13 protein-coding genes and 1 pseudogene are annotated in these 22,398 nt (G+C 72.3%); 9 read left to right on the plus strand and 5 right to left on the minus strand.

Going from position 1 to position 22,398, the window contains the following annotated elements; genetic code table 11:
- Positions 1-6 precede the first annotated feature (6 nt).
- The 6 genes from GSY65_RS27145 to GSY65_RS27170 all read left to right on the plus strand — a co-directional run bounded on the left by GSY65_RS27145 (position 7) and on the right by GSY65_RS27170 (position 9,048).
- Positions 7-1,692 (plus strand): extracellular solute-binding protein, encoded by a 1,686-nt coding sequence (locus GSY65_RS27145; RefSeq protein WP_159773553.1) that lies wholly within the window; start codon positions 7-9, stop codon positions 1,690-1,692.
- Positions 1,693-1,718: 26 nt separating this feature from the next.
- Positions 1,719-2,759: an ABC transporter permease gene (locus GSY65_RS27150; RefSeq protein WP_159773555.1), complete on the plus strand. Its 1,041-nt coding sequence runs from the start codon at positions 1,719-1,721 to the stop codon at positions 2,757-2,759.
- Complete coding sequence (locus GSY65_RS27155) at positions 2,756-3,727, plus strand: carbohydrate ABC transporter permease (protein WP_159773557.1); 972 nt, start codon at positions 2,756-2,758, stop codon at positions 3,725-3,727. The genes GSY65_RS27150 and GSY65_RS27155 overlap by 4 nt, the downstream gene beginning before the upstream one ends.
- A 254-nt stretch (positions 3,728-3,981) precedes the next feature.
- On the plus strand, positions 3,982-6,213 hold the full coding sequence (locus GSY65_RS27160; protein WP_159773559.1) for a sialidase family protein: 2,232 nt from the start codon (positions 3,982-3,984) through the stop codon (positions 6,211-6,213).
- A complete protein-coding gene (locus GSY65_RS27165; RefSeq protein ID WP_159773561.1) occupies positions 6,210-8,195 on the plus strand; it encodes a beta-galactosidase in 1,986 nt (661 codons plus the stop codon). The genes GSY65_RS27160 and GSY65_RS27165 overlap by 4 nt, the downstream gene beginning before the upstream one ends.
- 118 nt (positions 8,196-8,313) lie before the next feature.
- Complete coding sequence (locus GSY65_RS27170; protein ID WP_159773562.1) at positions 8,314-9,048, plus strand: glycoside hydrolase family 12 protein; 735 nt, start codon at positions 8,314-8,316, stop codon at positions 9,046-9,048.
- An 87-nt stretch (positions 9,049-9,135) separates the two neighbouring features.
- Here the strand turns inward: GSY65_RS27170 and GSY65_RS34075 are convergent, their stop codons facing one another.
- A complete protein-coding gene (locus GSY65_RS34075) occupies positions 9,136-11,505 on the minus strand; it encodes an alpha-galactosidase (protein WP_236580078.1) in 2,370 nt (789 codons plus the stop codon).
- A 127-nt stretch (positions 11,506-11,632) separates the two neighbouring features.
- Here GSY65_RS34075 and GSY65_RS27185 point away from each other — a divergent pair, with 127 nt between their 5' ends.
- The 3 genes and pseudogenes from GSY65_RS27185 (at position 11,633) to GSY65_RS27195 (ending at position 16,169) form a co-directional block, all read left to right on the plus strand.
- Positions 11,633-12,670, plus strand: coding sequence for a LacI family DNA-binding transcriptional regulator (locus tag GSY65_RS27185; protein WP_201452684.1), 1,038 nt, complete (start codon positions 11,633-11,635; stop codon positions 12,668-12,670).
- Positions 12,671-12,898: 228 nt separating this feature from the next.
- A pseudogene (locus GSY65_RS27190) lies at positions 12,899-13,585 on the plus strand (carbohydrate ABC transporter permease); the annotation flags it as partial.
- 112 nt (positions 13,586-13,697) lie between these two features.
- On the plus strand, positions 13,698-16,169 hold the full coding sequence (locus tag GSY65_RS27195; protein WP_159773564.1) for a CBM35 domain-containing protein: 2,472 nt from the start codon (positions 13,698-13,700) through the stop codon (positions 16,167-16,169).
- A gap of 255 nt (positions 16,170-16,424) precedes the next feature.
- On the opposite strand, the gene GSY65_RS27200 is transcribed toward GSY65_RS27195, so the two are convergent.
- From GSY65_RS27200 to GSY65_RS27215, 4 genes are all read right to left on the minus strand, one after another.
- Complete coding sequence (locus GSY65_RS27200) at positions 16,425-17,612, minus strand: sulfotransferase family protein (RefSeq protein WP_159773565.1); 1,188 nt, start codon at positions 17,610-17,612, stop codon at positions 16,425-16,427.
- A gap of 112 nt (positions 17,613-17,724) precedes the next feature.
- The gene (locus GSY65_RS27205) at positions 17,725-18,927 is read right to left on the minus strand and encodes an AI-2E family transporter (protein WP_236580082.1); all 1,203 of its coding nucleotides are present in this window, start codon (positions 18,925-18,927) and stop codon (positions 17,725-17,727) included.
- A gap of 104 nt (positions 18,928-19,031) precedes the next feature.
- Positions 19,032-21,089: a glycoside hydrolase family 31 protein gene (locus tag GSY65_RS27210; protein WP_159773566.1), complete on the minus strand. Its 2,058-nt coding sequence runs from the start codon at positions 21,087-21,089 to the stop codon at positions 19,032-19,034.
- Positions 21,090-21,207: 118 nt separating this feature from the next.
- On the minus strand, positions 21,208-22,218 hold the full coding sequence (locus tag GSY65_RS27215; protein ID WP_159773567.1) for a LacI family DNA-binding transcriptional regulator: 1,011 nt from the start codon (positions 22,216-22,218) through the stop codon (positions 21,208-21,210).
- Positions 22,219-22,398 lie beyond the last annotated feature (180 nt).

A 22,398-nucleotide genomic window follows, 5' to 3' on the forward strand; every position in this document is an offset into this window, starting at 1 on the left:
GACGCAATGACGCCGAACTCCGCCGCCCCCTCCGCCCCGAGCCGGAGAAGCTTCCTCGCCTCCACGGCGGTCGCCACCGCCGTCGTGGCGGGAGGCGTTCCCCTGCTGTCCGCCTGCGGCGGCTCGCAGGAAGGCCGCAAGGAGGGCACGACGTCGGGCAAGGACGCCAAGAAGATCCTCCCGACGTTCGTCGCGTCGAACGTCGTGGCGCCCGACATCCCTGCGAAGAACGGCTCGGCAGCCGGTTTCACCAAGGCGATCCCCACGGCCGAGCTGAAGACCTCGGTCCCGAAGAAGCTGGGCAGCGGCGGCGGACTGAAGGTCATGGCCCCGTTCTGGGGGACACCGCCGAAGGGCGACAACCCGTACTACGCGGCGATGAACGAGGCCGTGGGGGTCGAGGTGACCTGGCAGAACCAGGACGGCGTCACCTACGACCAGAAGCTCGGCGCGGTCCTCGCCTCCACCGACATCCCCGACGTGGTCGTCGTGCCCGGCTGGAACCTGATGGGCAAGATACCCAGCGCCGTCAACGCGAAGTTCGCCGACCTCGGCCCGTACATCTCCGGCGACAAGGTCAAGGCGTACCCGAACCTCGCGGCCGTGCCCAGCGAGGCCTGGCAGCGCGGCATCTTCGGCGGCCGGCTGCGCGCGGTCCCGATGCCCGCCTCGTACGTCACGGACATCGCGCCCATGTACCGCCGGGACCTCTTCGACAAGAAGGGCTACACCGTCCCGACCAGCCCCGAGGAGTTCCTGTCCTGGGCGAAGGAGGCCACCGACGCCAAGTCGAAGATCTGGGCCTGCGACGACATGAAGTGGTCGGCGTTCAACTTCTACGGCGTCTTCCCCGGCAGCGACAAGGCGCTGTGGTGGAACATGGTCGACGGCAAACTGGTCAACCGCGTCGAGACCGACGAGTACCTCGAAGCCCTGGAGTGGACCCGCAAGCTCTACGCGGCCCGCGTGGTCCACCCGGACGCCGTCTCCGGCAAGGCGGGCGGCAACGCCCGCAACCGGTTCACCGCAGGCCAGTCCCTGGTCTTCAACGACAACATCTCCGCATGGTGGGGCTCGGTCTCCGAACAGGCCACCCAGAAGTCCGACTTCGACATGGCCGCGTTCGACATCTTCGGCGCCGACGGCGGTGACCCCACCCTGTGGGCGGTGCAGCCCGCCAACATCTTCACCTTCGTCAGCAAGAAGGCGACCGAGCAGCAGATCAAGGACTTCCTCGCCCTCTGCAACTACTGCGCCGCGCCCTACGGCACCAAGGAGTTCATGCTCACCGCCTACGGCGTCGAGGGCACGGACTACGACATGAAGAAGGGCATGCCGGTGAAGTCCACCACCGGCGTCAACGAGGTCAACGGCGCCTACGACTACACCGGCAACCCCGCCCCGTACGTCGCCTACCCCGACTTCCCCGAGGTCACCAGGGGCATCGTCGAGTGGCAGCAGCGCATGGGCGCCTTCACCGAGAAGACCTCCTTCTTCGGGCTGACCGTCACCGAACCCAACCGCTGGGCCAACCTCGCCGACAACTTCGAGCAGTTGGAGGACGACGTCGTGCGCGGGCGCAAGAAGATCAGTGACGTACAGCAGGCGGTGTCCGACTGGAAGAGCAAGGGCGGCGACGACCTGCGCGACTGGTACAAGAAGCTGCTCGACGACACCGGTTCGGCGAACTGACCCGGGGCCGAGACTAGGAGAAGGCCGTGTCCCACAGCACGGTGCCCCGGCCGAGGGCCGAGGCGAAGACGTCAGGGACGGCTCCGGTGGTGTCCGACGACACCACCGGGCCCCCGCGCAAGGACGACCGGCGTACGGGCGGACTCAGCCTCCGCCTGAGATTCCGGCGTGACCGCGCCCTGCTCCTGATGACGCTGCCGGCGGTCCTGCTGATCCTGGTCTTCAACTACATACCGATCCTCGGCAACGTGGTCGCCTTCCAGGACTACGACCCCTACCTCAGTGACAACGGCTTCGTCGCCATCTTCCAGAGCCCCTGGGTCGGCGTCGAGCAGTTCGAACGGATCTTCGCCGACTCGGACTTCTGGCACGCGGTCCAGAACACGTTCGTGCTGTTCTTCCTCCAGCTCGTGCTGTTCTTCCCCGTCCCGATCCTGCTCGCGCTGCTCATCAACAGCATCGTCAGGCCACGGGTCCGGGCGGTCGCCCAGGCGGTCATGTACCTCCCGCACTTCTTCTCCTGGGTCCTCGTCGTCACCGTCTTCATGCAGATCTTCGGCGGGGCGGGCGTCATCGCGCAGACGTTGCGCCAGCACGGCGTCGACGGCTTCGACCTGATGACCAACCCGGAGACCTTCAAGTACCTGGTCACGGTCGAGATGATCTGGAAGGACGCCGGCTGGGGCATCATCGTCTTCCTCGCCGCGCTCTCCTCCGTCTCCCACGACCTCTACGAGGCCGCCGCCATGGACGGCGCGGGCCGCTGGCGGCGCATGTGGCACATCACCCTGCCCGCCCTGCGCCCGGTGATCGCCCTCCTGCTGGTGCTGCGCGTCGGCGACGCCCTGACCGTCGGCTTCGAGCAACTGCTCCTCCAACGGCAGGCGGTGGGGGTGGAGGCATCCGACGTCCTCGACACCTATGTGTGGTGGAACGGCATCCGCAACCAGGACTTCAGCTACGCCGCCGCGGCAGGACTCATCAAGGGGGTGGTGGGCCTCGCACTGGTCCTGACCGCCAACAAGGTCGCCCATCTCATGGGCGAGCAGGGGGTGTACAAGAAATGAGCGCGCTCCTCGGCACAGCGGATGAGGAGACCGGGACCGCCGGCCGGCGGGCGCCGTCCGGCCGGCCGAGCCGCTGGGCCGCCCCGCCCCGCCCGGTCTGGGAGGAGGAACCCGCCAGGGCGGGACTCGCGGGCAAGGGCATCGCCCTGGGCTTCGCCTGCTTCGCGATCCTCTTCCCCCTGTGGATCGTCGTCGTCACCAGCCTCCAGACGAAGAAGACCATCGACGAGGCGGGCGGCCTGGTCGTCGTCCCCCGGGGCATCACCTTCGTCGCCTACCAGGAACTCCTCGGCGGCGGCCAGGTGCAGCGGGCCGCGCTGGTCAGCGTCGGCGTCACCGTCGTCGGCACCCTGTTCAGCATGACCGTCTCGGTGCTGTGCGCCTACGGGCTCTCCCGCACGGGCTCCCTCGGCCACCGCTGGATCCTGATGACCCTGCTCGCGACGATGTTCTTCGGCGCGGGCCTGATCCCGACCTATCTGCTGGTCCAGGCCCTCGGCCTCACGGACACCTATCTCGCGCTGATCCTCCCGAGCGCGGTGAGCGTCTTCAACATCCTCGTCCTGCGGTCGTTCTTCATGGGCATCTCCCCGGAACTCATCGACAGCGCCCGCATCGACGGCGCCGGCGACTGGCGCATCCTGTGGAAGATCGTGATGCCCCTGTCGAGGGCGGTCCTCGCGGTCATCGCCCTCTTCTACGCGGTGGGTTACTGGAGCGCCTGGTTCAACGCGTCCATCTACCTCACCGACCAGGACATGATGCCGCTGCAGAACGTCATGATCCAGCTCGTCCAGAAGCAGGAACGGCCCGTCGGCCTCGCCGCCCAGATCAACACGGGCCAACTCTCCCCGCTCGCCGTCCAGATGGCCGTCATGGTGATGGCCCTGCTCCCGGTCGCCGTTCTGTCGCCCTTCGTTCAGAAGCACTTCAAGAAGGGCATGCTCACGGGCGCGATCAAAGGCTGACCCGAGCCGCCCGAGAGACCCCCGCCGTGTTCGGCCGTGCCTGTCACCCGGCCGAGCACGGCGGGTCCAGCAGCCGGGTGCCCGGCTCGGCGCGGTCCCGGCCCGCCGAAGGGCGCAGCCCGTCAAGGGGCGCGGGGAACCGCGCGACCGGCCGAACACGACCCGCAGCCGCCGGCACAGCCCACCGGCCCGAGCCTCCCAGGCGCCCTCCCCCCCCACGGACACCCCCTCCCCGCACCCCACCGAGGTATGTCATGCGCACGCACCACCCGAGCCGCCGCACCCTGCTCACCGCGACCACAGCCGCAGCAGCCCTCACCACCCTCCCGGCACTCACCACCCCGGCCCACGCCACCGAGGCCCGGAGGGGCCCCACCGCCGAGGGCTACCGCTGGCGCACCGCCGTGATCGGCGGCACCGGCTTCATCACCGGCGTCCTCTTCCACCCCTCCGTGCGCGGCCTCGCCTATGCCCGCACCGACATCGGCGGCGCCTACCGCTGGGACGACCGGAGGGCCCGCTGGACCCCGCTGACCGACCACCTCGGCTGGGACGACTGGAACCTCCTCGGCGTCGAGGCGATCGCCGTCGACCCCGCCCACCCGAACCGCCTCTACCTCGCCCTCGGCACCTACACCCAGCCCTGGGCCGGCAACGGCGCGATCCTCCGCTCCGACGACCGCGGCGCCACCTGGACCCGCAGCGACCTCACCGTCAAGCTCGGCGCCAACGAGGACGGCCGGGGCACGGGCGAGCGCCTGCTCGTCGACCCCCGGGACAGCGACACCCTGTGGCTGGGCACCCGGCACGACGGCCTCCTCAGGTCGACGGACCGGGGCGCCACCTGGGCGAAGGCCCCCGGCTTCCCGGCCACGCCGAACGCGACCGGGCAGGGCGTCACCCTGCTCGTCGCCGCCGGCCGCGTCCTCTACGCCGGCTGGGGCGACGGCGACGGCACCTCCGCCACCGCCAACCTGTACCGCACGACCGACGGCACCACCTGGGAGGCCGTCCCCGGACAGCCGGCCGGCGCCTTCGCCAAGGTCCCGATCCGCGCCGCGTACGACCGGCACACGCGCGAGCTGTACGTGACGTACGCCAACGCCCCCGGCCCCAACGGCCAGTCCGACGGCAGCGTGCACAAGCTGCGCACCACCAGCGGCACATGGACCGACGTCACCCCGGTGAAGCCCGGCGGCACCACGGCCGACGGCTCCGCGGACGCCTTCGGCTACGGCGGGGTCGCCGTGGACGCCCGCCGCCCCGGCACCGTCGTCGTCTCCACCAACAACCGCTGGGCGGACGTCGACACGGTGTTCCGCTCCACCGACGGCGGCCACGGCTGGACCTCCCTCAAGGACTCCGCCGTCCTCGACGTGTCCGAGACCCCCTACCTCACGTGGGGCGAGGACCAGCCGAAGTTCGGCTGGTGGATCCAGGCCCGGGCGCTCGACCCGTACGACTCGCAGCACGTCGTGTACGGCACCGGCGCGACCCTCTACGGCACCCGCGACCTCAGGCACTGGGCGCCCCGGGTCCGAGGGCTGGAGGAGACGTCCGTGCGCCAGCTGATCTCGCCGCCCACCGGGCGGGCGCACCTGATCAGCGGGCTCGGGGACATCGGCACGATGTACCACGAGCGGCTCACGGCGTCCCCGTCGCGCGGCATGGCGACCAACCCCGTGTTCGGGTCGGCGACGGGCCTCGCGCTGGCCGCGGGGAAGCCGTCGTACGTGGTCCGCACCGGGTGGGGCGACCACGGCAACGGCGCCTCCTCGACCGACGGCGGCCGGACCTGGAAGCCCTTCGGGAGCCAGCCGGCCCTGGCCAAGGACGCGCCGGGGCCGATCGCCGTCAGCGCCGACGCCACCGTGCTGATCTGGTCCTTCGTCCACTGGGACGGCACGAGACACCCGGCCCACCGCTCCACCGACGGCGGTGCGACCTGGACCGAGGTGCCCTCCTTCCCCAAGGGCGCCACCCCGGTCGCCGACCCGGCGGACGCGACGCGCTTCTACGCCTACGACACCGGCACCGGAACGCTGTACGCCAGCACCGACGGCGGCCGCTCCTTCACCGCGGGCGCGACCGGACTGCCCTCGGGCGACAGCCAGTACAAGCTGGCCGCCGCGCCGGGACGCACCGGTGACCTGTGGCTGAGCACCAAGACGAACGGCCTGTACCGGTCCACCGACGGCGGGGCCTCCTTCACCAAGGTCGCCGGCTGCCGCGCCTCGCACGTCCTCGGCTTCGGCAAGGCCGCCCCCGGCGCCGCCTACCCGGCGATCTACCAGATCGGGGCCGTCGACAGCCTCACCGCCGTCCTGCGCTCCGACGACGGCGCGCGCACGTGGACCCGCGTCAACGACGACGCCCACCAGTGGGGCTGGACCGGCGAGGCCATCGCCGGCGACCCCCGGCTGTACGGCCGCGTCTACGTGGCGACCAACGGCCGCGGCATCCAGTACGGGGACCCGGTCCGATGACGCGGCGGCCCACCGGACCCACGCTCGCCGACGCCACCCGCGGCCGGCTCCTCTTCGGCGGCGACTACAACCCCGAGCAGTGGCCCGAGGAGGTCTGGCACGAGGACGTCCGCCTCATGAAGGATGCGGGCGTCAACTCCGTCACCCTCGGCGTCTTCTCCTGGGCGAAGCTCGAACCCCGGCCGGGGGCACGCGAGTTCGGCTGGCTGGACACCCTGATGGACCTGATGCACGAGCACGGCGTCGGGGTCGTCCTCGCCACCCCCACCTCCTCCCCGCCGCCGTGGATGGGCCGCCTGCACCCCGAGACCCTTCCGCGCGACGAGAACGGGCAGATCGAGTGGTGGGGCTCCCGCCAGCACTTCTCGCACTCCAGCCCCGTCTACCGCCGCTACGCCGCCGCCATCACCGAGGACCTCGCCGCCCGCTACGGCTCCCACCCCGCCCTCACCCTGTGGCACATCAACAACGAGTACTGCACCTACGACTGGGGCGACGAGGCCGCGACCACCTTCCGCGACTGGCTGCGCCGGAAGTACGGCACCCTCGACGCGCTCAACGAGGCATGGGGAACCGCCTTCTGGAGCCAGGGCTACGACGGCTGGCACGAGATCCTCCCGCCGCGCCGCGCCCACTACCTGCGGAACCCCACCCAGGTGCTGGACTTCAAGCGCTTCACGAGCGACATGCTCCTGGAGTGCTACGTGATGGAGCGGGACATCGTCCGCCGGCACACTCCCCACATCCCGGTCACCACCAACTTCATGCCGCTGTGGGCGGGCCAGGACACGTGGCGCTGGGCCGAGGAGGAGGACGTCGTCTCGGTCGACCTCTACCCGGACCCGCGTGACCCGCTGGGCGCCCAGCACGGCGCGCTCGTCCAGGACATGACCCGCTCGCAGGCGGGCGGCGGTCCCTGGATGCTCATGGAGCAGGCCGCCGGACCCGTCAACTGGCGGGGCGTGAACCACCCCAAGCCCCGGGGCCTGAACCGCCTCTGGTCCCTCCAGGCGGTCGCCCGCGGCGCCGACGCCGTCTGCTACTTCCAGTGGCGGCAGTCCCGGCAGGGCGCGGAGAAGTTCCACTCCGGGATGGTCGGCCACGCGGGCGAGCAGGGCCGCACCTTCCAGGAGGTCAAGCGGCTCGGCGCCGACCTCGCCGCGATCGGCGCCGAGGTGTCCGGCCGTCCCCTCACCGCCGACGTCGCCGTGCTGTTCGACTGGAACTCCTGGTGGGCCGGCGCGCAGGACGGCCGCCTGTCGTCCGAGGTGGACCTCCCCCAGGTCGTCCGGGACTGGCACCGCGCCCTGTGGGAGGCCCACCTCACCACCGCCTTCGCCCACCCCGAGCACGACCTGTCGGCGTACCGGCTCGTCGTCGTCCCCCAGCTCTACCTCCTCACGGACACGGCCGTCGACAACCTCGTCGCCCATGTCCGCGGCGGCGGCACCCTCGTCTGCGGCTTCCTGACCGGGGTCGCCGACGAGGACGACCGGGTCCGGCCCGGCGGCATGGACGCCCGGCTCCGCGACCTCCTCGGCATCCGCACCCTGCACGAGTGGTGGCCGCTGGACGCCGGGGAGGACGTCCGCTGCGACGGCTTCCGGGGCACGCTGTGGTCCGAGGAACTGGAGGCGGCCGACGCGGACGAGGTGATCGCCTACCGGGGCGGTGAACTCGACGGGCTTCCGGCGGTGCTGCGCAAGGGGCGCGCCTGGTACCTCTCCACGCTGCCCGAACCGGCCTGGCTGCGCGCGCTGCTGACCCGGATCGCCGACGGCGCCGGGGTGCGGCCGGTGCTCGACGGGCTGCCCGACGGGGTCGAGGCGGTGCGCAGGGGAGAGGTCCTCTTCCTGCTCAACCACGGCCGCGACGAGGTCACCGTCGACGTGCCGGGCACCCACCGCGACCTCCTCACGGGCACGACGGTCACCGGCTCGCTGTCCCTCGGTCGGTACGGGGCGGCGGTGCTCAAGCCATGACCGGCTCCGAGACTTCCCCCGGCGCGCACCGCTGCGACCGCTCGCCGGGGAAGCCCACGCCCCCCACAGGGACGTGGTGGAACTCCCCGCACATCCCCCCACCCATGGAAGGAAAGCCATGGCACTACGCACCCGCACCCTGAGCAGGATCGGCAAGGCCCTGCTCGCCCCCACGCTCGCGCTCGGCGCCACCGTCGGTCTCGCCGCCGCCCCCGCCTCCGCCGCCGTCTGGAACAGCTGTGACCAGTGGGGCAACACCAGCCTGGGCGGCTACACGCTCTACAACAACATCTGGGGCGGCGGCGCCGGCAGCCAGTGCATCTGGGCCAACTCCGGTACCAACTGGGGTGTCTGGGCCGACCACCCCAACACCGGCGGCATCAAGTCGTACCCCAACTCCAAGAAGGTGATCAACAAGACGATCACCTCGCTCGGTTCGCTCAACAGCAACTACAACGTCACGGTCCCGTCCTCGGGCGCGTACAACACCTCGTACGACGTCTGGGACACCGACTACGACTACGAGATCATGCTCTGGGTCAACTACAACGGCGCGGTCGGCGCGCTCGGCGACTACCAGGGCAACGTCACGCTCGGCGGCCACAACTGGAACGTCTACAAGGGCCGGGTGTACCGGAACGACGGCACGTACTGGGACGTCTTCTCCTTCCTGCGGACCGCGGACTCCACGTCCGGCTCGGTCCAGATCCTGCCCGTCCTGAAGTGGCTCAAGGACACCAAGGGCTGGATGGGCAACGAGACCATCGGTGACGTGCAGTTCGGCTTCGAGATCACCTCGTCGTCCGGCGGCCTGAACTTCCAGACCAACAACCTGACCGTCAGCAGCAGCTGAGCCGTCCGCCCGAGCCGGTGCCGGACCCCCACACGGCCCCGGCCCGGGCCCGTCCGCCCTCGCACGGGTCCGACGGGCGACGGCCGTTCAGCCGGTCCCGGCACGGAGGCGGACCAGCACGGCGGCCGGTGTGCGCGGCAGCGACACCCGCAGCACGTGCCCGTCCCGGTCCCAGACCGCCGAGCCGCCGCATTCCGCCGACGGATGCAGGATCTGCGCACGCACGTCACGGCCCGCCAGGTGCCCGACCGGCAGCGCCCGTTCCGCCTCCCCGCCGCGCCGCCACACCGACACGTACGACGGCCCGTCCGGCACCCGCAGCCCCAGCGCCAGCCACGCGTCCGTCCACCCCGGCAGACCGAGTGGCCAGAAGGGCACGGCCCGCGCCAGGTCCCCGCGGATCGCCTTGTAGGTGTCCACGGCGTCCCGGACGAGACCGAGCTGTCGCTCCGACATGCGGTTCAGATGGCCCGAGAGGTGGATGCGGCCGAGGAGCGCGCCGCCGAGGGTGAACCCGATCAGGTCGTCGTCGAACCCGGGCTGCGGGTACGCCCAGACGGCGCCCTGCTCCGGCGGGACCGCCGTCGGCGCGGCGGCGGCGATCGCCGGGAAGCGCAGCGGGTCCTGCTGGTCGCTGACGGACTGGAGCTGGGCCACGGCCAGGGTGGCACCGTCCATCCGCATGCCCCCGGAGGCGCAGTTCTCGACGACGAGCCCGGGGTGGCGGTCCAGGACGCCGGACAGCCACTCCAGGTAGGCGTGGGCGTGGCCGAGGAGCCCGGCGCCGGGGGAGAGGTCGCCGGGGGCGCACGTGCCCGGGTCGACGACGATGTTGTAGTCCAGCTTCAGATAGCCCACGCCCCAGTCGCCGACGATCCGGTCCACCGTGCCGTCGAGGTGCGCGCGGGCGGCGGGGTGGCGCAGGTCGAGCTGGTGGCGGCCCTGCTCGGTGATCCGGACGCCGTCCCGCTGGAAGAAGGCGTCCGGGGGGAGCGCCGAGGCGACCGGGCTGTGCACGCCGACGACCTCCGGCTCCAGCCACAGCCCCGGCACCATGCCGTGCTCCCGGATGCGGTCCAGCACGGCCTCGATGCCGCCGTCGGGGAAGCGGCGCGCCGAGGGCAGCCACGCGCCGACGCCGTCCCACCAGCCGCCGTCCACGGTGTCGTCGTACCAGCCGGAGTCGATGCAGAAGTACTCCGCGCCGGCGCGCGCCGCGGCGTCGATCAGCGGCAGCAGCTTCCCGGTGGTCGGGTCGCCCATCAGCGTGTTCATGTAGTCGTTGAAGACGACGGGCAGCGCGCCGTGGTCCGGATGCGGCCGTCGCACGGCCCGCCGGTACGCGGTCATGGCCGCCCACGCCGCGTCGAGCGCCGAGCCACCTCCCGACCGGGCTGCCGAAGCCTCCGCCGGGCCGCCGGCCGGACGGACTGCCGGGGCCGCCGTCGAGCCGGCACCGGAGCCGGTGCCGGTGCCGAGGCCGGCTTCGGGCGCGCCGCCCGGCGAGCCGTGCCCGGCGCCGCCCTCCGTCGCGCGGCCCCTCGCGCCGGGGCCGGCCACAGGTGCCGTGCCGGGCGCCCGGCCGGCAGCACCCTGCGCCGTGCCCGCCGACCCCGTCGCCACCGCCGCCCACACCGTGGTGAACTCCTCGCCCGGCGCCAGCCGCACCCGCCACTGGTGCGCGGCGTCCGTGGGGCCGTTCACCGCGAGGTACGTGCCGTGCGCGCGTTCGCCCAGGTCCCAGCGCCAGCCGGCCGGTGACTCGACCTGCCACACCCAGGCCCGGTCGCCGCCCCGCTCCGTCAGCGCCCCCATCGGCAGATGGCCGTCGGTGGGCCAGCTGCCGCGCCCGGTGAGGGTGAGCGCGGCCCGGCTGTCGTGCTGGTGGGCGTCGACGCTGATGTCGGCGACGGTGTCGCGCAGCGGCTCGGTGTACCAACGGCACTCGGCCAGCCAGTCGTTGCGGGCCCGGTGCACGTCGAGGACGTCGGGGGCGGGCAGCCCGCCGAGGAGGAGGCTGCTGACGGACTGCACGACCAGGGGCCGCGAGCCGTCGTTGCGCAGCCGCACCCGGGAGCGGAGCACCGGCAGCCCGGTCGGGGAGGCCAGCTCGACGAAGGCGGTCAACGCCGTTTCCGGGTCGTGGAGTTCGATGGTCAGCCGCGCCCACCCGGAAGCGCCGGTGTCCCGGTGCCCCCGGTACCCGAGCCGCGCCCCGAGGGCGGTACCGGTGAACCGGGGGCCCGACCACCCGCTGCCGTGCCCGACCGCCGTCACCTCCACGAGGGGGAGGGCGACCTCGGGGTCGACGGCGGCCCCGGCCGGGCCCAGCCGGACCAGACGCAGGGTGCCGTCCGCCGCCGCGGCGAACTGCGCACCCAGCGCCGGATGCCCCCAACTGAAGGCCGGAGAAGCAGAGTTGGAGCCGCCCGCCGTGTGGCCCGTCGTACCGGTCAAGTCGCTGCCCCTTCTGAGCCGCCCCGCTCGCACACGCCGTCCCGGCACCTCGCCGGAGACGGCCGCTCGTGTGCGTCCCTCGGTGCGTTCTCTTGACGCCCCCAGTGTGACCGGTCACAATCCTGGCATGAATGTGACCGGTCACACAAGGCGCCCCGCGAGCATCCGGGACGTGGCGACCGCCGCCGGGGTCTCGTACCAGACCGTCTCCCGGGTGATCAACGGCCACCCCAGCGTCAAGCAGTCCACCCGGGAGCGGGTGCTGGCGGCCATCGACGAGCTGGGCTTCCGCCGCAACGCGACCGCCCTGGCCCTGGCCAGCGGCCGCAGTCGCGCGGTGACCGTGCTGACCTCCAACACCACCCACTACGGCTACGCCTCGATCCTCCAGGGCATCGAGGAGGCCGCCCGCGCGGCGTCGTACGCGGTGGGGATCGGCGTCCTTGAGTCGGCGGAGGAGACGGCCGTCGCCGCCGAGGTGCAGCGGGCGGCGGACGCGGGCGGCGGGCTGATCGTGATCGCCTACGACCCGGCCGGGGTCGGCGCCCTGGCCGCCGTGCCCGCCGACCTGCCCGTCGTCGGCGTCGTCGAGACCCCGGCCACCGCGCCCGGAGGCGACCGCCCCTGGGTGTGGACCGACGACCGCGAGGCCGCCCACGCGGTCACCCGCCATCTGCTCTCCCTCGGCCACGAGACCGTGCACTACGTCGCCATCCCGTCCAGCACCCGCCGCACCAGCGCCCGCACCACCGGCTGGCGGCAGGCGCTCCGGGAGGCGGGCGCGCCCGAACCGCGCCCGGTGCAGGGGAACTGGGGCCCGGCGGGCGGTCACCGCGCCGGCCGGAAGCTGGCGGAGGACCCGTCGGTGACGGCGATCCTCTGCGGCAACGACGACCTGGCGCTCGGCGTGCTCCGCGCCCTGCACGAGAACGGCCGGTCCGTACCCGGCGATGTCAGCGTGGCCGGCTTCGACGACGCCCCGCACTCCGCCTATCTGACCCCGTCCCTGACGACCGTGCGCCTGGACTTCACCGGCCTCGGCCGGGCCGCGTTCGCCCTGCTGCACGGCGTCCTGGAGCAGTCCGCCCCGATCGCCCCGCACCGTGTCTCCGTACCGGAGCTGGTGGTCCGGGAGAGCACGGGGGCGCCGCCCGCACACACCTGACCGTTCACCCCGGCGCCGAAGCCCCGCCGCGGCCCGAGCCGTACCCGCCCGGCGGTCCGCACCTCCACCGCGGCCCCGTCCGCCCGCGCCCGTCCGCCCGTCCGCCCGTTCGCGCCCAGCGTCCCGTTCGCGTCCAGCCGTCCCGTCCCCGTGATCCCTCTCTGCCCTGAACCACCCCTTCTCGAAAGGCACGTTCATGCACAGAAGAGCTCTCCCCGCCCTGGCCCACCCGCGCGATGGCAGCCGGGCGCCAACTACGCGGACGCGGTCGGCCAGGGCGAGATGCTGCGCGGCCTCCTCAACTCCTTGCTGGTCGTGGTCCCTTCGGTGGTGCTCGTGCTCGTCCTCGGCGCGGGTGCCGCCTGGGTGTTCGCGCGCCGCGCGTCCCGGCTGGTCTCGGCGGCGTACGCGCTGTGCGTCAGCGGACTGCTGCTGCCGCCCGCCGTGATCACCGTCGTGATGGAGCTGCGCCAGCTCGGGCTCGCGGGCACCCGGCCCGGAATGATCGCCGTGTACACCGGGATGTACCTGTCCACGTCGATCTTCTTCATGACCGGGTTCATCCGCGCCATCCCGACGGAACTGGAGGAGGCCGCCCGGATCGACGGGGCCGGCCCGGCCCGGATCTTCGGCCGGATCGCCCTGCCGCTCCTGCGGCCCGTCATCGCCACCGCGACGATCATGGTGACGCTCTACGCCTGGAGCGACGTCTTCTACGCCTTCTTCGTCCTCGGCGGCGGCGACCGGGCGACCCTCCCGCTGAACCTCTACAAGGTGGCGAGCGCCCAGCTCTACCTCAACAACTGGCATCTCGTCTTCGCGTACGTCGTGGTGATGAGCCTGCCGATGGTCGCCGTGTTCCTCGTCGGCCAACGAAAGATCGTGTCCGGAATCACCAGTGGAGCCGTCAAATGACCGGAGGTCCGACCGCGTGATCACCCCCACCCGCACGCCAGCCCGTGAAAGATCCCGCATCAGGTCCCGGGCGCGAACAGCCCTGGTCACCGCAGTACTTGGAGTCACCGCCATGGCAGGCACCCTTCCCGCGACCGGGGCCCCCGCGGCCGCCGCCGCGGACCCGCAGCGCCTCACCGTCGACCTCTCCGCCTCCGAGGGACCCGTCATGCTGGGCGCCAACGGCGCGCTGTACGGCCTCAGCGACGACGGGGTGCCCAGCGACGCCGCCCTCGCCCCCCTGAAGATCACCAGCATCTCGCAGAAGCCCGAGGGCGGCGCCCAGCACCCCAACGGCGACGCGCTGACCGTCTCGAAGTCGTTCTTCCGCAACGGCGGCGGCGAGATCAACGTGATGATGCAGGACATCTACGCCAAGTGGCCCTACGAGGACCTCGGCATCGACGACTACCTCCCCAAGGTCGACCGGATCGCCACGGAGATCGCGGCCGCCCCGAACAGCGACCGCTTCGTCTACATCCCCTTCAACGAGCCGGACCAGATCTGGTACAAGCTCGACGTCGCCGACCAGGCCCAGTACGAGAAGAACCGTGACCGGTTCTTCCAGGACTGGAAGACCGTGTACCGGCGCATCCGCGCCATCGACCCCGACGCGCGGATCGCCGGCCCCAACGAGGCCGCGTACCACACGCGGCTGCTGAGGGACTTCCTCGCCTTCGCCCAGCGCGAGGACGTCCTGCCCCAGATCATGACCTGGCACGAACTGGGCTCCGGCTCGCTCCGCGACTTCCAGGGCCACTACGACGACTACCGTTCCCTGGAGCGGGAGTTGGGTATCGCCCCACTGAAGATCAACATCGATGAGTACGCCAACCGGCGCGACCTGTCCGTCCCCGGCCAGCTCGTGCAGTGGGTCTCGATGTTCGAGAGGAACAAGGTGTACGCCAACCAGGCGTACTGGGACGCCGCCGGGAACATGGACGGCAACGTCGTCCGCTCCAACATCCCCAACGGTGGCTGGTGGTTCTTCCGCTGGTACGCGGGCCTCACCGGCGACACCGTGAAGGTCACCCCGCCGCAGGCGAACACCATCGACACCCTCCAGGGCCTCGCCTCCCTCGACCCCTCCCGCCGCCAGGCCCAGGTGCTGCTGGGCGGCTCGGACGGCGACACGGACGTCGTCGTCCGCGAGGTTCCCCGGTCCCTCTTCGGCCGTACGGTCACCGCGACCGTGGCCGAGGCCGCATGGTCCGGCTACGAGGGGCAGCACGCCGCCCCCCGCGTCCTGAGCCGCACGAAGGTCCGGGTCGCCGCCGACGGCACGGTGACCGTCCCGCTGCGCGGGCTGCACAAGATGTCCGCCTACCGGATCGTCCTCACCCCCGGCGGCACCGGCACCCCGACCGCCCCCACCGTGCCCTGGACCTCGTCCCACGAGGCCGAGGACGCCGCCATCACCGACGGCAGGGTCTACACCCAGGGCACCGTGAGCAATGCCAACGGCTACGCCGCCTCCGGCACCAAGGACGTCGGCTCCCTCAACCAGGCGGGCAGCAAGATCGACTTCACGGTGACCGTCCCCGAGGACGGCACGTACGACCTGGCGATCCTCTACGGCAACCAGTCCGGCGGCCCCGCCACCCAGAAGCTGTCCGTCGACGGCGGCGACCCGGTCACGGTCACCTACCCCTCCACCGAGAACTGGACCTACCGCGCCAAGAAGGACGTCCGCGTGGAGCTGTCGGCCGGCACCCACACCCTGACCCTCGCCAAGGGAGCCGCCGAGGTCACCCTCGACCGGATCGACCTCACCGCCCGCACCGCGCCGCCCGCCGCCTCCTACGAGGCCACCCTCGCCGACATCAGCGGCAGGCCGTCGTACGACTACTCCTCGTCGGCCGGCGTCGGCACCGGCGCCCTCGTCCTCCGCCCCGGCGACAGGGCGGTCTTCGACGTGTACGCCCCGCGCGACGGCTACTACCGGGTGGTGCCCCGGGCGTCGGCGCCGGTACGGCTCGCCCTGCACGGGCAGACGGTGGCGGCGGTGCCCGGCCGTCCGCTGAAGCTGTACCTCGTCGCGGGCAACAACCGGATCGAGACGACCGCCCGGCACTCCGCCGTGCGCTCGCTCGACGTGTCCGGCGACGGCTCGACCGACGGCACCCTCTCCTACGACGGCGCCGCGGCGACCCTCGCCGGCGGGGCCAGGCTGGTCGACTCGGCGCACGCCTCCGCCGGCTCCTACATCGGCTGGCTCGGCAACGGCGCCGGCAGCACCGCCGAGTTCACCGTGGACGCGCCCACCGCCGGCCGCTACGTGCTGGTCGTCCACTACGCCCACAACGACCGCCGCGACAACGGCCACGCCTACAACACCGACATCATGTCCCGCACGGCCGACATCACCGTGGGGACCGGAGCGGCGAAGAAGGTGACGTTCAAGAACACCTGGAGCTGGGACGACTACTGGACCGTCGGCGTCCCCGTCGACCTCAGGAAGGGCGCCAACAAGGTGACCCTCGGCAACGCGGGCGCCTGGGCCCCGAACATCGACCGCGTCGAACTGGGCCGCGTCGTCGGTTAGTGCCGCGGCAGGTGACGGCTGCCCGTCGAGGAGCGGCGTTCGGTGCGTGCTCTCGGCGTGCCGGGCTGGATGTACTTGGGCTCGTGCCCGGTGCGGCGGGAGTGCGTGCCGGGCGTCGCGACGGGGCGAACGTTGCCTGACGGGGCACTGGCACCGGCCGCACGCACCCGGGACCCCCGAGGGCCCCTGCCCACCGGCGACCGCCGGTGGGCAGGGGCCCTTCCCGTCCGGGCAGGGGACCGGAGCACACCGGCCTCAGGCCCGGTCGACCTCCGCCCGCAGTGCGTCGTACTCGGTGAACACCGCCGCCACGTCCTCGCGGGTCAGCCCGTAGCGGGCCAGGTCGTACCGGTGGGGGCGGTGGCCCTTGAGGCCCGTGGCGACCTCGGGGAGTCGGGCGGCGTCGGCGTCGGTCCAGCGGGCGCCGACCGCGTCGTACAGCCTCGGGGCGCCCGACGCCGGGTCGGAGCCCAGCCAGGAGTACGGCACGTCCACCACCGCCTCGCGCGGCAGGGCGGCGCGGGCCGCGAGACCGCGCCGTACCGAGCGGCTCAGCAGGTCGAGCCAGGTGGCGCCCAGACGGTGCAGGTCCACGGTGCGGCGGGAGAGGACCATGCCCACCTCGACCAGGCTGCAGAACGAGGCGACGGCGGTCGCCGGGTCGCGGTGCGTCCACACGAGCGTGGCGTCCGGGAACACCGAGTGCAGCGCGTCGAGGTTGCCGGTGTGGAAGGGCGACTTCAGGATCCAGCGGCGGCGCGGACGGCCGTACTGGAGCACCTGGAGGGCCTGCTTCAGGTGGCGGTAGTCGGGGACGAAGTCCCGCTCGAAGTTCCAGGAGTGGTACTCCGGCAGATGGGCCTGGGACAGCGGCACCAGGGCGTGCGGCAGGAGGAACGTGCACTCCTCCGGGCCCTCGGCGGTCATGGGGTGGATCTCACGGAAGCGCGGGGCGAGCAGATGGGTGCCGGCGAGCATCCGGCGCGCCGACGTGACCGCCTTCCGCCGCTGCTCGGGCGACGGTTCGAGACCCGGGGCGAGCAGCTCCCAGAGCCGGGGACAGCGGTGGTCGCCCGAGAGGGAGAGCACACCGTGGGTGAGGGTGGTGGCGGTGCGCGGCAGGCCCACGACGAACACCGGCCGCTCGACGGGCTCCTCCTCGATCGCCGGGTGCTCGGTGATCAGCCGCCGGATCCGGGCCCGGTTGGTGAGGTGCCGGCGCACGTGCGCCTGCGCGGACTGCCAGCCGACGGGGGAGAGTCCCTCGTCCCGCGCCCACTCCCGCAGCAGGAGCCGGAACCCGTCGACGAACCCCTCGTCACCCTCCGCCTGCCCGGCCCCGGTGAGGATCCGGTCGAGGACCCGGTCCGGGTCGCGCCGGGAACCGAGCGCCGGCCGGAGTAACAGGTTGGCCAGGGTCAGGGGGAGGGGAGTGGCGGACACGGCGTGTTCCTTCCGGGTGAGGACGGGATCGGCGCCCGCCCGCGGTGGCACGGGCGCCGGTGGTCATCCTGCCGTTCCGGCGATCCCCCTCGGCTGCGGGGGTACGGCGCGGTCACCCCCCCTCCGCGTACCGGGACCGCAGCTCCGACAGCACGCCGAACGCCGCCGCCGTCAGCGGCACCGACAGCAGCATGCCGAGGACGCCGGCGATGGAGGCGCCCGCGGTGAGCGCCAGCAGGATCGCCGCCGGGTGCATCTGCACGGTCCGGCTGTGGATCATCGGCTGGAGCACGTTGCCCTCCAGGATCTGCACCGCGAACACCACACCGACCGCCCACAGCGCCGTCACCAGGCCCCGGTCGGCGAACGCCACCAGGATGGCCACCGCGCCCGACAGGAACGCGCCGAGGTAGGGGATGTACGCGCCGACGAACACCAGCGCGCCCAGACCGACAGCGCCGGGCACCTGGAGGATCAGCAGACCGACGGCGATGCAGACGCCGTCGATGAAGGCGATGATCGTCGTGCCCCGCATGAAGCCCTCGATCGCCTGGAAGGCGCGCCGGGCCATCACCTCCAGCGTCTCCCCACTGCCGCGCGGCGCGAGGGAGTGCAGCGAGGCGACCGCCTTGTCCGAGTCGCGCAGGAAAAAGAACATCAGCAGCAGCGCCAGGATCGCCATCGCGACGAACGAGCTGACCGCGCTGACCCCGGTGAGCACCCCGGAGGCCGCCGTCCCGCCGAACTTCGACAGCAGCTCCTTGGCGTTCTTCGCGAGGTCGTCCAGCGACGTCCCGGCCAGCCCGAACTCGTCGCTCAGCGACTGCGCCGCGTCCCGCAGCGAGGCGATGATCTGGTCACCGGTGTCGATGAGCGCCGCCACCACGATGTAGGCGGCGCCGCCCATCACCACGACCACGGCCGCGCACGTCAGCCCGGCTGCGAGGGACTTGTTGAACCGCATCGCCACCAGCCGCCGGTAGAACGGCCCGAGCAGCGCCGTGCCGAGCAGCGCGAGCAGCACCGGCGTGACCGCCGTCTGGAACGTCACGCAGATCCACACCCCCACCGCGACGACACCGGTGACGAGCAGCGTCAGCGTGCTCCACACCGCGACGTGCCGCGCGGGCCCCGGCAGGAAGCCCCCGGACGCCACCGGCGCCGGCGGGGCGACCGCCGGCGGCACCTCCACAGGGGCGCCGCCGGTGGTCCGTATCGTCGTCCGCGTCCGGTGCAACGGTCCGCGCGGGGGCCCGCCCCTGCGGCCCGGCCGTCCCCCGCGCACCCGGCGGGGGTCTCCCGTACGGCTGTTCATGTCCTGTCGTCTCCGCTCGTTCAGGGTCGCGCGCACCCCCTGAAGATCACGGGATGGCCGTGGCGCCCTAGCGTAGACCCGGCGTTCGAACGGCCGCCGCCCGCCTACTCGGCGACCGGCAGCACCGCCCCGTCCCGCAGGAACACCGGGATGCGCTCCAGCGGCGCGTCCACGGTGACGGACGTGCCCCCGTCGTAGGTCTGCCCGGTCCACGCGTCGGTCCAGCGGGCGCCCGCCGGGAGGTACGTCGTCCAGGTCGTCGCACCCGCCTCCAGCACCGGCGCGACCAGCACGTCCCGGCCGAACAGGTACGCGTCGTCGACCGACCAGGCCCGCTCGTCCCCGGGGAACTCCAGGAACAGCGGGCGCATGACGGGCAGACCGTCCTCATGGGCCTCCCGCATGACACGCAGGACGTACGGCTTGATGCGCTCGCGCAGCCGCAGGTACCGCTCCAGGATTGCGCCGGCCTCCTCGCCGTACGACCAGACCTCGTTGGGGCCGCCGGTCATCTCCGGGCCCAGCGGCATGCCGGGCTCGCGGAAGCCGTGCAGCCGCATCAGCGGGGAGAACGCGCCGAACTGGAACCAGCGGACCATCACCTCCCGGTACGCCGGGTCGTCCGGGTCGCCCCCGTGGAAGCCGCCGATGTCGGTGTTCCACCAGGGGATGCCCGACAGCGCCGTGTTGAGGCCCGCCGCGATCTGCCGGCGCAGGGTCGGGAAGTCGGTGCCGATGTCACCGGACCACAGGGCGGCCCCGTACCGCTGGCTGCCCGCCCAGGCCGAGCGGTTGAGGGAGACGATCTCGTCCTCGCCGGCCGCCTTCAGGCCCTCGTAGAAGGTGCGGGCGTTCTCCGCCGGGTAGAGGTTGCCGACCTCCAGCCCGGGGCCCGCCCAGTACCGCAGGTTCTCCTGGAAGCCCGGCTTCAGCTCCGGCTCGCAGGCGTCCAGCCAGAACGCCGTGATCCCGTACGGCTCCAGGTAGTTCTCCCGCACCCGCGCCCACACGAACTCCCGGGCCTCGGGGTTCGTCGCGTCGTAGAAGGCGACCTGGACGGTGGAGGCGACCTCCTTGTCGGGCCAGTCGGCGTGGGCCGTCGGACCGTACTGCGTGCCGATGAACAAGCCGCGCTGGTCCATCACCGGGTGGTTCTCCGACAGCGGTGACACCGACGGCCACACCGACACCACGAGCTTGATGCCCATCCCGGCCAGTTCCGCCACCAGGGCCGCCGGGTCGGGCCACTCGCGCGGGTCGAACTTCCACTCCCCGAGGTGCGTCCAGTGGAAGAAGTCGCACACGATCACATCGATCGGCAGGCCCCGGCGCTTGTACTCCCGTGCCACGGCGAGGAGTTCGTCCTGGGTGCGGTAGCGCAGCTTGCACTGCCAGAACCCCGCCGCCCACTCCGGGAGCATCGGCGTACGGCCCGTCACCGCGCTGTAGCGGCGCTGCGCGTCGGCCGGTTCACCCGCCGTGATCCAGTAGTCGATCTGCCGGGCCGAGTCCGCCACCCAGCGCGTCCCGTTGCCCGCGAGCTCCACCCGGCCGATCGCCGGGTTGTTCCACAGCAGGGTGTAGCCGCGGCTGGAGGTCAGCACCGGGATGCCCACCTCGGCGTTGCGCTGCACCAGGTCGAGGACCAGTCCCTTCTGGTCCAGCCGCCCGTGCTGGTGCTGGCCCAGTCCGTACAGCTTCTCGTCGTCGTACGCGGCGAACCGCTGCTCCAGCCGGTGGTGGCCGTTGCCGACCGCCGTGTAGAGGCGCGAGCCCGGCCACCAGAAGTGGGCGCGCTCCTCCGACAGCAGTTCGTGGCCGTCGGCGGTGCGCGTGAACCGGATGAGGCCCTCGGCGCTGACCTCGGCGGTGAGCGCGCCGACCGTCAGCCGCCCCTGCCCCTGCTCGATCTTGACACTGCTCTCGGTGCTCTCCACCTCGTCGAGCAGGGCGCCCGGCAGCCCGTCGAGGAGGGGGCCGCCCAGGCGGGCGCGGACCCGGACCGCGTCGGGACCCCACGGCTCGATCCGCAGGGTCTCCTGGCGTCCGCTCCACTCCAGGGCGCCGTCCCGCTCACGGAACGTGCCGACGGTGGGGGAGGACTGGGCGAGGCTGACCGCGCCCGTCGGGGTCTGGTTGTCGTTCTCGGCAGACTGATTCACGGGACGGCTCCTGGAAGGAAGGAGTGACAGGAAGCGTGGGTTCACAGGGAGCGTCGGTACGGGGGAGAAGAGACGGTCGCCGGCCGGTGGGCGATGCCCCGCCCGGCCCCCCGTCGGGTCAGCCGCCGCTCAGCGGTCCGGTGCTCGCGCGGACCGTCAGCTCGGGGGCGAGCAGGACCACTTCCTCCGTCTCCCGCCCGTCGAGCTTGGCGACGAGCTGCTCCACGGCCCGCCGCCCCATCTCCGGGGCGGGGATGGCGACCGAGGTCAGCCGCACCGACGCCTGCATGGCGACCTGCTCCGGGCAGACGGCGATCACCGAGACGTCCTCGGGGACCGCCCGGCCCTGCTGACGCAGCAGCGCGAGCAGCGGCTCGACCGCGGACTCGTTCTGCACGACGAACCCCGAGGTGCCCGGCCGTTCGTCGAAGATCCGGGCCAGCGTCGCGGCCATCGCGTCGTAGCCGCCCTCGCAGGGCCGGTGCAGCACCCGCAGCTCCAGCTCGCGTGCCCGGGACCGCAGCCCGTCGAGGGTGCGCTCGGCGAAACCGGTGTGCCGCTCGTACACCGCGGGCGCCTCGCCGATGACGGCGATCTCGCGATGGCCGAGCGTCGCCAGGTGCTCCACGCACAGCGCGCCGGTCGCCCTGAAGTCGAGGTCGACGCAGGTCAGGCCGCTGGTGTCGGCGGGCAGCCCGATGAGCACCGACGGCTGGTCGGTGTCGCGCAGCAGCGGCAGGCGCTCGTCGTCGAGCTCGACGTCCATCAGGATCATCGCGTCGGCGAGCCCGCTGCCGGTGACCCGGCGGACCGCGTCGGGGCCCTCCTCGCCGGTGAGCAGCAGCACGTCGTAGCCGTGGGTCCGGGCCGTGGTCGCCACCGCGATGGCGATCTCCATCATCACGGGGACGTACATGTCCGTCCGCAGCGGGACCATCAGCGCGATGATGTTGGACCTGCTGCTCGCCAGGGCGCGCGCCCCGGCGTTCGGGTGGTAGCCCAGCTCCTGGATGCTCTGTTCGACCCGCTGGCGGGTGCCGGCGGAGATGGACCGCTTGCCGCTGAGGACATAGCTCACCGTGCTCGCCGAGACTCCGGCGTGCTGGGCGACCTCGGCGAGGGTGACCATCCAGCTCTCCAAGCGTGTTTAAGCGCTTCGACTGCGCATGGGTTCCGTACGGGGTGATGTGAGGGTGGCTCGACAGTAGCTCGGTGGTGAGTGCGTGTCCATAGGTTGTCGAAGCGCTTCGATACCCGCTGGGCGCCCAGAAGTGTGGGGGAAGGGTGTCGTGCGGCGGGTGCGGGGTTC

The organism is Streptomyces sp. HM190, assembly GCF_009857135.1.
GTDB classification, from domain to species: domain Bacteria; phylum Actinomycetota; class Actinomycetes; order Streptomycetales; family Streptomycetaceae; genus Streptomyces; species Streptomyces heilongjiangensis.

Excerpts from the sequence above, each read along its gene's own strand:
- GSY65_RS27145 (WP_159773553.1), top strand. The coding sequence starts at position 7 with ATGACGCCGAACTCCGCCGCCCCCTCCGCCCCGAGCCGGAGAAGCTTC.
- GSY65_RS27155 (WP_159773557.1), top strand. The coding sequence starts at position 2,756 with ATGAGCGCGCTCCTCGGCACAGCGGATGAGGAGACCGGGACCGCCGGC.
- GSY65_RS27160 (WP_159773559.1), top strand. The coding sequence starts at position 3,982 with ATGCGCACGCACCACCCGAGCCGCCGCACCCTGCTCACCGCGACCACA.
- GSY65_RS27165 (WP_159773561.1), top strand. The coding sequence starts at position 6,210 with ATGACGCGGCGGCCCACCGGACCCACGCTCGCCGACGCCACCCGCGGC.
- GSY65_RS27170 (WP_159773562.1), top strand. The coding sequence starts at position 8,314 with ATGGCACTACGCACCCGCACCCTGAGCAGGATCGGCAAGGCCCTGCTC.
- GSY65_RS27185 (WP_201452684.1), top strand. The coding sequence starts at position 11,633 with ATGAATGTGACCGGTCACACAAGGCGCCCCGCGAGCATCCGGGACGTG.
- GSY65_RS27195 (WP_159773564.1), top strand. The coding sequence starts at position 13,698 with ATGGCAGGCACCCTTCCCGCGACCGGGGCCCCCGCGGCCGCCGCCGCG.
- GSY65_RS27205 (WP_236580082.1), bottom strand. The coding sequence starts at position 18,927 with ATGAACAGCCGTACGGGAGACCCCCGCCGGGTGCGCGGGGGACGGCCG.
- GSY65_RS27215 (WP_159773567.1), bottom strand. The coding sequence starts at position 22,218 with ATGGTCACCCTCGCCGAGGTCGCCCAGCACGCCGGAGTCTCGGCGAGC.